Source organism: Marivirga sp. (assembly GCF_024636815.1).
Classification (GTDB): Bacteria; Bacteroidota; Bacteroidia; order Cytophagales; family Cyclobacteriaceae; genus Marivirga.
This window is the reverse complement of sequence record NZ_JAGXGF010000160.1, coordinates 1-12,993: the sequence shown is the minus strand read 5'-3', so window position 1 is coordinate 12,993 and position 12,993 is coordinate 1. Positions and strand designations below refer to the sequence as shown.

Genomic DNA, 12,993 nt, shown 5'->3' with positions numbered 1-12,993 from the left:
GATGTGCTCTTCCACTTAGTTTGCTCAGCATGCTGAAAGCTTCATCCTCATCCTGTGGTTTTTCCAATAATTCATTATCAATCAAGACCGTGGTATCGGCAGTCAAAATGATTTTATTCTTATATCTTTCATCTTCCGCAAAAGCTTTGGCTTTCTTTTCTGCTAAAAAAGCTGCTACTTCAGTATGAGGCATATCTTGCGGATAAGATTCTTCTGTATCCTTAGCTTCGGTAGTAAATTCAAAGCCTGCTTTTGTTAATATTTCTTTTCTTCTGGGCGATTTAGAGCCTAAAATAAGAGGGTAATTCAAATTCATCTTCTTGTATTGAGCCAAATAAAAATCCACAAATTGTTTTTGGATAGAAATAAGTTGATTTCTGTGGCATGGTATAGCCTGTTTTACAAACTTCATTCACTTGCTCCATACTTATTTCTTTGGTAATGAGTGCACATTGCACTTCATCTTTCATCAGTTTACGAATGCATGCTGTGAAATTTCTTTCAAACTGAATGGACTCGGAACTTCTCTGTTCTTTGCCTTTAATCCCTAAAATCTTTTCAATGAAAAAGTAATGCAGCACAGTTAAATCAAGATGTTTTACTTCATCAGGAAAATTCCATTTTAATTCAGAAATTTTCTCGGGCTTCAAACGGATTTTATATGTATTTTCTTTAAATAATAAACCGAAAGCCCACTTCTTCCCTAAAATGATTTCATGCACATCTTCAGGATTTTCAAGCGTTTTGATTATAAAATTCTCTTCCAGTTGCTTTAATATCTTCTCTTCTGAAAAATCAGGAATATCTTTTATTAATCGATGTGTCGGTAGAATTCTTAAATCATCGGAATCTGAATTAGTCAGATACATCATATGATAATTGTAGCTTTCCTGCCCGGTATGATTTGGATTCTGCTCCATCATTCTTCTTCTATAAAGCATAGACCCTTCATAACGGTGATGGCCGTCAGCCAAAATGATTTTCTGAGGACCAATTTTATCAATGAATTTCTTTATGACTTTAGCGTCATGTATAACGCTCACCACTTCTCGAACACCCTGATAATCTTCCAACTCTCCTAGAGGCATTTCCATGCTCTCATCCATATATGGCTCTAATTTAAAATCAGGATCAGAATAAAGTCCGTGGGTTGCACTTACATTTAATTGGGTTTTATCCAAAAGTTCAATTCGATCATTTACAGATTTAGGAATCGTGTTTTCATGCCTCAAAATGACATTATCATCCCAATCATAAGCTTTGATGAATGCAATAAATCCTTTTCTAACATGCTCGCGAGTGGAGCCCGGCAATGTAAAATATTGATAGTAAACATAAATACCAGGCAAAGGATCTTGCATTATTATGCCTTCCTTTTTCCATTTAGCTAAACGATCTGCCGCCATATCAGCAGATTCCTCTTCTCCTTTAGGCACGGACAAATGAATACTATTTAAGGGATTTTTATAAAGCGTCTCTCTTTGCTTTGGCGAAACCACATCAAACAAAGGGCTTGTCAAATTTTCTATTTCCTTTTGGAGCTCGGCATTATAACGCCAAGCTTTAATAGGTTTAATTTCTGCCATTCTATGGTTAGTAAAATTAAATTACACAAAATATTTTTTGGTATTGAATATCATCCTCGATAGTTATGGAGATCACTACAGGTTCTCGTATATTAATTATTAGGCTTTATTTACAACCTATTCTTTTTCCACAAAGAAACTTTCTTACCGTTTCCTTCTTGTGCTGTTTGCTTCTGTTGTCTTTCGGACCACAATTTAACGGCTAATGCAGCTGCAATTTCAGATTCCACATCTGATACTTTCTCATCCAAATCGCTAGGTTGAAAGTATTTTTCAATGAACTTGGTATCAAAATCACCGCTTCTGAATGCCTCATGTTGCAATACATACTTACAAAAACTTAGGGTAGTTTGAATTCCTACAATCTCGTATTCGTCTATAGCACGAATCATTCTGCTAATGGCTTCTTCTCGATTGTCAGCATATGTGATAAGTTTTGCAATCATAGGGTCATAATGAATTGGAATATCCATTCCTTGCTCAAACCCATCATCTACCCTAACTCCAGTTCCCTGCGGTCTTTTGTAAACTTTTAAGTTCCCGATATCAGGCAGGAAATTATTTTGTGGGTCTTCTGCATAAACCCTTACCTCTACGGCATGTCCTTTTATAGTTAAATCTTCTTGCTTAATGGACAATGCTTTCCCTTCTGCGATTCTGATTTGTTCTTTTACAAGGTCTACTCCTGTAATTTGTTCTGTTACCGGATGCTCAACCTGTAAACGAGTATTCATTTCGAGGAAGTAAAAATTCAATTTATTGTCAACAATAAATTCAACTGTACCTGCTCCATAGTAATTACAAGACTTTGCAACATCAATAGCTGCTTGTCCCATTTGCTCTCTAATTTCCGGGGTCAAAACACTGGATGGAGCTTCTTCAATTACTTTTTGGTGCCTTCTTTGAATAGAACATTCTCTTTCAAATAAATGCACTACATTTCCTTTTTGATCGCCCAAAACCTGTATTTCAATATGACGGGGAGATGTTACAAATTTCTCTAAAAAAACGGCTCCATTTCCAAAGGCATTTTTTGCTTCACTTACCGCCCTATCCATTTGGGATTCAAATTCAGCTGGGTCTTCCACTATCCTCATTCCCTTACCTCCACCACCTGCACTGGCTTTAATTAAGATAGGATATCCAATTTCGTCTGCTTTTTCCTTTGCAAGTGCTATATCAGTAATGGCTTTATCCAAACCTGGCACCAATGGCACATTTCTTTTCAATACAGCCGCTTTAGCAGAAAGCTTATCCCCCATAATTTCTATGGCTTCAGCAGATGGTCCAATAAAAATAATCCCTGCTTTTTCTACTTGTCGGGCGAAGTCCGCATTTTCGGAAAGAAAACCATAACCAGGGTGAATAGCATCAACCTTTAATTCTTTGCAAGTCTCAATTATTTTATCTATTCTCAGATAACTCTCAGAAGAAGCGGGAGGTCCTACACAAACTGCTTCATCTGCATAACGCACATGAAGCGCATTTCTATCTGCTTCACTATATATTGCAACTGTTTTAACACCCAATTCCCGGGCAGAACGCATTACTCTAAGGGCAATTTCGCCTCTGTTAGCAACTAAGATTTTTTTAATATTCGGCATACCAATTTGTCGTTCAATATCAAATAAAAAATGAAGTACAATGCTACGGAATTATTGTCTTTTTTACTAAAAATTAAGGCTTTAAAGCGTAAAAGCTATTTTTTCTGTAAAAGCTTTTTTGTTACCTTTGGTTTTTGATTAGAATTATTATTGATACAATAAAATAGATAAACGTGGATTTATTTGAGAAATTGAAAGTGGATCGCGGACCTTTAGGTAAGCATTCCAATATAGAAGAAGGTTATTTCATGTTCCCTAAATTGGAAGGAGAGCTTTCTCCTCACATGAAATTTAGAGGAAAGGAAGTGCTAACCTGGAGTTTAAATAATTATTTAGGTTTGGGTAATCATCCTGAAATTAGAAAAGCTGATGCAGAATCAGCCGCTAAATGGGGATTAGCATACCCTATGGGTGCTAGAATGATGTCAGGAAATACTTCCCAACATGAAGAATTAGAAAGACAATTAGCTGAATTCATCAAAAAAGATGAAGTAATGCTTTTAAACTACGGCTATCAGGGCGTATTATCTATTATAGATGCTGTAGTAGGTAGAAAAGATGCCATCGTTTACGATGCTGAATGTCATGCTTGTATAGTAGATGGTGTTCGTTTGCACATGGGGAAAAGATTTGTTTACCCTCATAATGATATAGAAAGCTTAGAAAAGCAATTACAAAGAGCTACTAAGTTGACCGAAGAAACTGGTGGTGGTATATTGGTTATTACTGAAGGAGTTTTTGGGATGACTGGCGCTATGGGTAAATTGAAAGAAACTCTTGCCTTAAAAGAAAAATACGAATTCCGTTTATTATGTGATGACGCCCACGGTTTTGGTACTATGGGAGAAAGAGGAGCCGGAACAGCTGAGCAGCAAGATGTAATGGAAGAAGTAGATTTATACTTCAGCACATTCGCTAAGTCTATGGCATTGATCGGTGCTTTTGTTGGAGGTGATCCTGATATCATCAAATTCTTAAGATTTAATATGCGTTCGCAAATTTTTGCGAAATCTTTACCTATGCCCATGGTAGAAGGTGCTCTTAAACGTTTAGAATTATTGAGAGATCAACCTGAGCATAAGAAGAACTTATGGAAAATAGTAAATGCATTACAGAGTGGCCTGCAAGAAAAAGGATTTAGCATCGGAACAACTCAATCACCTGTTACTCCAGTAATGTTAAACGGAACAGTTGGTGAGGCTGCAGCTTTAGCTTATGACCTAAGAGAAAATTTTGGCATATTTTGCTCAGTTGTTATCTATCCTGTAGTACCAAAAGACACTATTTTGCTAAGATTAATCCCTACAGCATCCCATAGTTTGGAAGATGTTGACCGTACGATTAAAGCATTTGAAGCTATAAAAGATAAGCTAAAAGAGGGTCATTATAGGGAAAATGAGCTCGCAAAAGCATTTAAAGAGTAATTTTTTAGGAAAAATGTTGCCCTAATTGTTGTTTTTATATGTTTTTGCCTATATTGCTTTCAGTTAATTAAATTATTTAGTCAACCGTAAACTAAAATAAGAATGAAAAGATTCGAACAAGTAAGAGACCTTATAATGAATTTAGAAGGTGATTTTGAAAAATTCTATGACAAAGAAAACCAGGCAGCTGGTACTAGAGTTAGAAAAGGAATGCAAGAGTTGAAAAACTTAGCACAAGAAATCAGAATTGAAGTTCAAGATGTCAAGAACAAATCTTAATTAGAATTTGAATGATTTCAAAAGAGGTTGACTATAGGTCAGCCTTTTTTTTTGAGCAAAATTTAATTGAATTTATTAATTCACAAATATTTACCCCCTTTAAAACTCAAAAAAGAATAAGGTGCAGGAGAGAATAGAAGTTACATTTTTTTGGTCTGAGAAAATAGTTTAACAGAAAAAACTGAGTTAAATAATCATGATCTAATCTGTAGACCTCTTATCTTAGAATGCAAGGCTTATTTCATTGACTCTTCTACCATTTTCTTAGAGCCTGTATAAAAAGGAACTCTTTGGTGCAAAGATTTCGGCTGTATATCTAGAATTCTTTTTTCACCATCTGTTGCAAGCCCGCCTGCCTGTTCACAAATCATTGCTAAGGCATTGCATTCATAATTCAAACGCAGTTTACCATCAGGAGCTTTTTCAGTAGAAGGATATATATAAATCCCACCTTTCAATAAGTTTCGATGAAAATCAGCTACCAATGATCCTATGTAGCGAGCTGTGTATTTTTTATCCTTACAGCTTTCAATGTATTGTTGCACTTTAGGCTGCAAACTTCTATAACTGCCTTCGTTAATTGAATATATCTTTCCATCTTCAGGAATTCTCATATCAGCATGAGATAAGAAAAACTCACCTAAAGAAGGATCGTAAGTAAACCCATTTACTCCTCGGCCTGTGGTATAAACCAGCATAGTAGAAGAACCATATAATAAATATCCCGCAGCCACTTGTTCTGAGCCTTTTTGTAAAACATCTTCATCTGTGACTTTACTCCCAACTGGAGAAACCCTTCTGAAAATAGAGAAAATTGTTCCAATGGAAACATTTACATCAATATTAGATGAGCCATCTAGAGGATCCATGGAAACAATATATCTTCCATCCTTATTATTTAAGTCCAGAATTTCATCATCCTCTTCAGAAACTATAGCACAAACCTCACCCCCATTTTTCAATGCTCTGATGAATCTAATATTAGCAATAACATCCAGTTTCTGTTGCTCCTCACCTTGAATGTTTTCAGTCCCATAAGCACCTCCAATATTCAATAATCCTGCACGATTCACCTCTCTATGGATGATTTTTCCTGCTAAGGCAATATCTCTCAGTAATTGAGAAAGTTCACCCGAAGCAAAGGCAAAATCGTTTTGTTTCTTTTTAATAAATCGGTCTAAGGTGATACCAACAGAAGTGGCTAGTTTAGTTTGCATGGAATATTTATTTGTATTGATGCTAAATTATGAAAAAATTGCAGCTTATTTTGCCAATCTTTACAAAAAGGAACAAATGCAGGTATTTAAATTTGGTGGCGCATCAATAAAAGACGCAGAAGCAGTAAGGAATATGTCGGAAATATTGAAACGATTTCCGGATGAAAAAATAATTATTGTAGTTTCTGCTATGGGCAAAACCACTAATGCTTTGGAAGAAATATTGCATTTAAGACTAAAGGGGCTATCAACAGAGACTGCCATTCAGAATCTTTTTCAATATCATGCTTCCCTTATTTCCTCCTTATTTGACAAAAATGAATCAAAGATTCTTCAATTATTAGAAAATCTTTTTGAGGATTTAAAAATAAAACTTTCTGAGCTCAATAAATCTCGGTATGATGAATCTTATGATAGCATCATCTCTTTCGGAGAAATGATCTCTTCGACCATATTACTTGGATTTTTACAAAAAGAAGCTTTCTCCATCTCAAAGGTTGATGCAAAAGATTGCATCAGAACAGATAACAGCTTCAGAGACGCTTTGGTGAATTGGGGGAAAACGAAAGAAACAATAAAGAAATCTATCCAGCATGAATTCAACCAAAATCAATTAGTAATTACTCAAGGTTTTCTTGGAGGGACTCAAGAAGGAAAGATTACCACCCTTGGCAGAGAAGGTTCTGATTTTACTGCAGCTATTTTTGCTTATTGTACAAATGCTAAAGCAGTCACGATATGGAAAGATGTTCCGGGAATATTAAATGGAGATCCAAAAAAAATAAAAGATGCCATCTTATACCAAGAACTCTCCTATCAGGAAGCAGCAGAAATGACCTACTACGGAGCTTCAGTGATCCATCCTAAAACCATTAAGCCATTAGCCATTGCAAGCATTCCAATGCATGTGCGTTCCTTTTATGAACCTGAAAAAGGAGGTACGATTATTCATGATTGTAAAATAATACATGAGATTCCTTGTATCATCATCAAAGAAAAACAAAGCCTGATCACCTTCAAATTGACTGATTTCACTTTCATTACGGAAGCTTTGATAAGTAAAATATTTGAAGCATTAAATAGGCACCATATTAAAATTAATATGATGCAAAATACTGCTATTTCTTTCTCCATCTGCGTAAATGATGATCTGCACCGATTGGATCAATTAATGAATGAACTGAAAGATGATTTCTCTATATTTTACAATAAAGGATTGGAACTGGTCACTATTAAAAACTTTGATGAAAGCCTGATCAGCAGGATGACAGAAAATAAAGAGATTTATTTAGAACAAAGGACACGGAAGAATTATCAAGTGGTGGTTAAAAATGAAGTTTGATGTGATTCTACAACCAGAATATGTTAAACTTTTTGCATTCACTTAAAGGAATTCTACCACAAAGTAACAAAAGAGAACAAAAGGAAATAATCAAGATTATTTCTAATGATGTATTATTTCAAAAACTGAGACTTTAAAAATAATACGAAAAATTACTTCAATTACATATTAAAAACCGCTCAATTTCATTTTACGAATTGCCTCTGGCAATTCAACTTTTGTTTTCTTTTGTTACTTTGTGGTTATAGACAAATCACAAAGTGATTTAAACAGCACTTAATTGAAATGATTAATATAAGATTCCATAAATTGTATAATCTATCTATACCACACGTAAAACTAATCCCTTTAAATATTCGCCTTCGGGATGGAAAATATTAATAGGATGATCAGCAGGTTGGTGGAGCTGATGCAGGATTTGAACTTGTCTTCCCGCTCTTGCAGCTGCTGAAAAAATAACCGTTCTGAATTGCTCCTGATTTACTACTTGAGAACAGCTAAAAGTAAAAAGCACACCGCCTGATTTCATATTCTTCATGGCTTTTTCATTTATAGTTCTATATCCCTGCAAACCATTTTTTAACACTTTTCTGTGCTTGGCAAAAGCCGGTGGATCCAAAACAATCACATCATATTGCTCAGGCATTTCATTCAAGAAATTAAAAACATCAGCTGTAAAGGATTGATGATTTTGAGCTTCCTTAAAATTCAAGCCAACATTTTGATCAGTCAAATCAATGGCGCCTTGGGAACTATCAACACTATGAACCAGATTAGCACCCGCCTGCAAAGCAAATATGGAAAAGCCACCAGAGTAGCAAAAAGTATTGCAAACCTTATTGCCTTTACTGTACTGCTCCAATAATTTTCTGTTCTCCCTTTGATCAATAAAGAAGCCTGTTTTCTGTCCGCTTACCACATTGATATTAAAAATATTTCCATATTCCTTTACCAACCATTCTTCCTTCTCTTCTCCATAAATAAAGGCGTCCGAAGTATCTAGCTCAGCTTTGAAAGGAAGCGTATGAGCACTTTTATCATAAACTGCTTTCAGTCTATCGTCCAGTAGTTCTTTCAGTACTTCTAAGAAGACTTCTTTGATTTGGTACATACCAACAGTATGTGCCTGGAAAACTACGCAGCCATCATAATAATCTACTATGAGTCCGGGAAAGCCATCTCCTTCACCATGCACCAATCTAAATACATTAGTTTCCGGATTATCCCATAGGTTTGCCGTTTTTCTCAATTCAATTGCAGACTGTAATTTCCTTTTCCAAAAACCCTGATCAATCTCCTCTTGTTGGAAAGTCAGCATACGGACTGCTATAGAACCCACTTGAAAATAACCAATGCCGATGAATCTTTTATCTTGGGTATGAATCTCCACAAAATCGCCTTCCTTTACTTCATTAGGCACAGGATGTATAGCTCCTGAGAATATCCAAGGATGGAATCGCTCTAATGATTTTTCTTTTCCTTTTTTGAGGTTGATGATCGGTAATGGGCTTTGCATAAAATTCGGATTCTAAAATATTATACAAATATGGGGAAAATTGGGGAAGAAGGCTTTGATTTCATTCTACTTATTCAAATTCAACCACCACAGGAAAATGATCTGACAAAAAAGTATCCTGAATTCTTAAGCTATAATTCTTATAACTTTTGATTTTAAATCCTTGATAGAACACATAATCAATTCGCCTGTCATAGTTTTCCTCAATTTTAAAAGCATTAAAAGTACCGACTGGGCCTAAGTTTAAATCTGCTTCAAAAGCATCTTTTAAATCAGAATTGATGATTTTTTGGATGGGTGCTGTATCTGGTTCCAGATTAAAATCACCCATGAGGATTACTTTTCCAGTGAAATTCAATTTCTCAATTTTAGATAAAATTAAATCCACGCTATTTGCTCTGGCTTCTTTTCCTATATGGTCGAAATGAGTATTCAAAATCAAAATGGAGTCTTTCGTTTCCTGATCTATCAATTTCGCCCATGTACAAACTCTAGGTAGAGCTGCATCCCATGCCTTTGCAGGAACATCTGGATTTGGAGAGAGCCAAAAAGTAGCACTATCAATTATAGAATATCTAATCTTTTTATAAAAAATCGGGGAATATTCGCCTTTACTTTTACCATCATCTCGCGCGACTCCAATTCGAGCATAATCCGCTAAACCCTCTTTCAAATATTTGATTTGTGAATGCACCACTTCTTGCATTCCAATGACATCCAAATCTTCAATTTTAATGAAATTGAGGATTTGCTCTTTTCTGTTGTCCCATTGATGAGACCCTTCATTAGGATTCTCATATTTTATATTAAAAGTACAGACTGTAGTAGTCTGAGCAATTAATTGATAATTAAATAATAGGAAAAAAATTAGGGTAAAGTATTTCATAATTTGAATTTAGTTATGCTTGATTTCATGTGTATATAACTATTTTAAATTGCCACATGGAATAGTCAAGTTTCAAAAGCCCAATTCATCAACCTTCAATGTCTTCCTATATTCATTTCGGTTGGTCCCTAGTACCCAAAATGACTATTTTATATTTTTTTAATTTCAAGTGCGTTCAAAATAGGCTCCCCTTCAATTGCTTTAAAGGAAATGATAAGCTCTCCAGTTTGAATTTCAGTTCTCAACTTTTGGTAATGGGCAGTAAAAGGCTCAAAACCTGAGCTGATAATATTTCCCAAAACCTTTTGGCCATTCAAAAGCACATCAAATCTTCTAGAATCTTCCTCAATATATTTTTCATCTATTTCTGCCCAATGTAAAGTGATTTCATATTCGCCATTTGGTAAATCAAAATGATATTTCCCTCCAATCCGAGCTGTTTGGTAGATAGGGTCATTTTGGGTCAATAAAATATTTTGATCTGTTCCAACACCTCTACTCCTAGGTGAAAAGGCATTTCCTCCTACATAACCGAACAATCCACTTGCATAAGCTTTGTCTGGCAACCAAGTGACATCATCTATTGGATCATTAAAATAGAAGTTTGCTCCACAATTCAGCAATAAGGCATTATTTGAAAGCCATTTAGAATCAATTTGACTAAAATAGATTTCCCGCTTTTGAAAAATAATGGTGTCCGAGAATTCAGCTGTTGCTTCAATTATATTTAAACCATCTTGCAATTTTACATTCCATTCTGCCAAGTGGTTTTCAAATGATTGATAATCCACTTTTTGCTTATTCACTTTTAGTTCAATTGCATTTCCATTCGTAAAAAACTGTAGGGGCTGTATGGGCCCAAAGGCAGTTCGATTTTTCCATTCTCCTGAACCTATTTTCACATAAGGCTCATCTTTCAACCAGCTTTGATATAAGAAATAAGCGTCTTTTGGTTTCCTATCGAAAGACACTACACCTTTGCTATTGACTTTTGGTACGGCATCATTCCGATTTTCTGATCCAAAATCTGCGACATTCCAAATGGCAGCTCCTGCTACATAAGGTCTTTCGATGATATCGATGAGATTTTGTTGGTGAAATTTGGTTTGCCATTCAATCGAAAAATCAAATCGAACCGGATTAAAGGAGTGAATTCTTGGGTCTGCCCCGGCACCATATTCTGTGATTAAAACCGGTTTATCAGGAACTAAAGCATGAAATTTATCCAGAAATGTTCCAGCACCTAATTGCTTATCGTACCAACCAAAGTAAAGATTCCACCCCACTAATTGAGGAATATCTAAAAGTTCGGCTTCATAGTAAAGATTCAAATCACCATGATTGGGAATCATGGTATAGCGGGTGCTATCTTCTTTACGAGTCAGATCTTCTAATACTTGCGCGAAATCTACAATTTTGGTAATGACTTCCTCATCTTCTTCGAGTTGGCGACCTAACAACATTTCGTTCATATAAGCCCAAATAATTATACTTGGATGATTATAATATTGCCTGATCATTTCCTTCATCATATGCTTAGAATTCTCATAAAAGGCTTCTGAATCCGTGATGTCATGATCCAATGGGATTTCCATGCTGACCAATAAGCCTAATTGATCACAAGCCTGTAAAATAGCAGGGTCTTGAGGATAATGAGCCGTTCTGAAAAAATTACTCCCCATCTCCTTAATTAATTGCATATCCTTCACATGCCTATTATCTGATAATGCATTCCCAAGAGCTGGATAGTCTTGGTGTCGGTTGGTACCCATCAACTTCAAATGTTTCCCATTGATGAAAAAGCCCTTATCCGCATCAAATCGGAAATATCTAAATCCTACAGGGTAGATTTGATCATCTAATAACTCATCTTGATCATTATGCAATGAAATTTTTAACTGATATAAATTGGGTTGATCAGGATGCCAAAGTTTTGGATTTTCCACACCTGATAAGGCATGTTTGATTGTTTGGATACTATCGCTTAGCGAAACTTCCTGTTCATCCCTAAAAACTTTCTCTCCATTTTGATCCCACAACTCATAAATTAATTTAACCTTTTGATTTTCGTGGGACGTAATATGTGATTTCACTTCTATGGAAGCCTCCTCCTCAGAAACCTTCGGAGTAGAAATAAATATTCCCTTATCACCAAATTCGCTAAAACTGAAGTGAGTTTCTGAAGTGGAGATTAACCAGACATCTCTGTAAATTCCTCCATAAAAATTAAAATCCCCTTTTAAAGGGACAACTGAATCATCGTGGCTATTATCAACCTTTATTTCTATACTATTTGTACCGGAAGTCAATAAATGAGAAATTGGAATATTAAAAGCGGTATATCCTCCAATATGCTTTCCGGCAAACTCCCCATTTACATAAACTTCGGCTATTTGATTTACACCTTCAAAATGCAGAAACCGCTTTCTGTTGTCGGATTTGTCAATTTCTAGCTGTCGTTTATACCAGCCTATGCCTCGATAATAGCCTTTTTCCTCATCGAATGGATCTGTTTTGTTCCAGGAATGCGGTAAATTGACCTTTTGCCAATCTGCCTTATCAGATTTCTCTCCTAATGCAAATGACCAATTACTATTGATCGTTTCCATTGACCTTCCCTCATGTTGCGAAAATGAAGGAAAAGCTATTAGAAAAAATAAGGCAGCTAATAATCGCATAGTACTACATCATTTTAATTCCAAATCGGATTCGAGCACATCATCAGAACTTGAGCCAACAAAAACCTTAAAACCCCCTGGTTCAGCATAAAAACTCATATCCTGATGGTAGAATGCCAGGTCTTTTTCACTAATTGAAAATTCAACCGTTTTGGTCTCCCCTACTTTCAATTCTATTTTTTCAAAGCCTATTAGTTCTTTAACAGGACGAGTAATAGTTGCAACTAAATCTCTCATGTATAATTGCACCACTTCCTTTCCATCTCGGTCTCCAGTATTTGACACTTCTACAGTTACAGTTATTGTACCGCCTTTACTTAAGCTGTTAGAACTCAGTTTTAGATTGTCGTATTTAAACTGAGTGTAACTTAAACCAAATCCAAAAGGAAATTGCGGCTCATTGCTGACATCCAGATAATTCGATTTGAACTTTTGAAACCATTCGCCTTCCAGCGGTCTTC

Annotated in this window: 11 protein-coding genes; 3 read left to right on the top strand and 8 right to left on the bottom strand. The window is 35.5% G+C overall.

Going from position 1 to position 12,993, the window contains the following annotated elements; translation table 11 throughout:
• The 3 genes from Q0L29_RS11595 to accC form a co-directional block, all read right to left on the bottom strand.
• Positions 1-316, bottom strand: a 316-nt coding sequence (locus Q0L29_RS11595; RefSeq protein WP_296621820.1) for a nucleoside triphosphate pyrophosphatase, incomplete at its 3' end; no start/stop codon positions are given.
• The gene (locus Q0L29_RS11590; RefSeq protein ID WP_296621819.1) at positions 282-1,586 is read right to left on the bottom strand and encodes a DUF1015 domain-containing protein; all 1,305 of its coding nucleotides are present in this window, start codon (positions 1,584-1,586) and stop codon (positions 282-284) included. The genes Q0L29_RS11595 and Q0L29_RS11590, both read right to left, overlap by 35 nt.
• 110 nt (positions 1,587-1,696) lie before the next feature.
• Positions 1,697-3,190 carry an acetyl-CoA carboxylase biotin carboxylase subunit gene (gene accC / locus Q0L29_RS11585; protein WP_296621817.1) on the bottom strand — a complete coding sequence of 498 codons (1,494 nt, stop codon included), beginning with the start codon at positions 3,188-3,190 and terminating at the stop codon, positions 1,697-1,699.
• A 173-nt stretch (positions 3,191-3,363) separates the two neighbouring features.
• Between accC and Q0L29_RS11580 the strand changes: the two genes are divergently transcribed.
• Both Q0L29_RS11580 and Q0L29_RS11575 read left to right on the top strand, forming a co-directional pair.
• On the top strand, positions 3,364-4,614 hold the full coding sequence (locus tag Q0L29_RS11580; RefSeq protein ID WP_296621815.1) for a pyridoxal phosphate-dependent aminotransferase family protein: 1,251 nt from the start codon (positions 3,364-3,366) through the stop codon (positions 4,612-4,614).
• 102 nt (positions 4,615-4,716) lie between these two features.
• On the top strand, positions 4,717-4,893 hold the full coding sequence (locus Q0L29_RS11575) for a histone H1 (protein WP_296621813.1): 177 nt from the start codon (positions 4,717-4,719) through the stop codon (positions 4,891-4,893).
• A 236-nt stretch (positions 4,894-5,129) separates the two neighbouring features.
• Here Q0L29_RS11575 and fbp read toward each other — a convergent pair whose 3' ends face one another.
• Positions 5,130-6,110 carry a class 1 fructose-bisphosphatase gene (gene fbp, locus Q0L29_RS11570; protein WP_296621811.1) on the bottom strand — a complete coding sequence of 327 codons (981 nt, stop codon included), beginning with the start codon at positions 6,108-6,110 and terminating at the stop codon, positions 5,130-5,132.
• Here fbp and Q0L29_RS11565 point away from each other — a divergent pair.
• Positions 6,109-7,452, top strand: a complete 1,344-nt coding sequence (locus tag Q0L29_RS11565) for an aspartate kinase (RefSeq protein ID WP_296621809.1) — start codon at positions 6,109-6,111, stop codon at positions 7,450-7,452. The genes fbp and Q0L29_RS11565 overlap by 2 nt on opposite strands.
• A 322-nt stretch (positions 7,453-7,774) precedes the next feature.
• Here the strand turns inward: Q0L29_RS11565 and Q0L29_RS11560 are convergent, their stop codons facing one another.
• The 4 genes from Q0L29_RS11560 to Q0L29_RS11545 form a co-directional block, all read right to left on the bottom strand.
• Positions 7,775-8,968 (bottom strand): class I SAM-dependent rRNA methyltransferase, encoded by a 1,194-nt coding sequence (locus tag Q0L29_RS11560; protein ID WP_296621807.1) that lies wholly within the window; start codon positions 8,966-8,968, stop codon positions 7,775-7,777.
• Positions 8,969-9,038: 70 nt separating this feature from the next.
• A complete protein-coding gene (locus tag Q0L29_RS11555) occupies positions 9,039-9,854 on the bottom strand; it encodes an endonuclease/exonuclease/phosphatase family protein (RefSeq protein WP_296621806.1) in 816 nt (271 codons plus the stop codon).
• Between the two features lie 149 nt (positions 9,855-10,003).
• Positions 10,004-12,532 (bottom strand): glycoside hydrolase family 2 TIM barrel-domain containing protein, encoded by a 2,529-nt coding sequence (locus tag Q0L29_RS11550; protein WP_296621804.1) that lies wholly within the window; start codon positions 12,530-12,532, stop codon positions 10,004-10,006.
• A 9-nt stretch (positions 12,533-12,541) separates the two neighbouring features.
• A partial coding sequence (locus Q0L29_RS11545) for a fibronectin type III-like domain-contianing protein (protein WP_296621802.1) occupies positions 12,542-12,993 on the bottom strand: 452 nt, incomplete at its 5' end.

Coding starts and splice junctions, on each gene's coding strand:
- Q0L29_RS11575 (WP_296621813.1), top strand. CDS start 4,717: ATGAAAAGATTCGAACAAGTAAGAGACCTTATAATGAATTTAGAAGGT.
- Q0L29_RS11555 (WP_296621806.1), bottom strand. CDS start 9,854: ATGAAATACTTTACCCTAATTTTTTTCCTATTATTTAATTATCAATTA.
- Q0L29_RS11565 (WP_296621809.1), top strand. CDS start 6,109: ATGGAATATTTATTTGTATTGATGCTAAATTATGAAAAAATTGCAGCT.
- Q0L29_RS11550 (WP_296621804.1), bottom strand. CDS start 12,532: ATGCGATTATTAGCTGCCTTATTTTTTCTAATAGCTTTTCCTTCATTT.
- fbp (WP_296621811.1), bottom strand. CDS start 6,110: ATGCAAACTAAACTAGCCACTTCTGTTGGTATCACCTTAGACCGATTT.
- Q0L29_RS11590 (WP_296621819.1), bottom strand. CDS start 1,586: ATGGCAGAAATTAAACCTATTAAAGCTTGGCGTTATAATGCCGAGCTC.
- accC (WP_296621817.1), bottom strand. CDS start 3,190: ATGCCGAATATTAAAAAAATCTTAGTTGCTAACAGAGGCGAAATTGCC.
- Q0L29_RS11560 (WP_296621807.1), bottom strand. CDS start 8,968: ATGCAAAGCCCATTACCGATCATCAACCTCAAAAAAGGAAAAGAAAAA.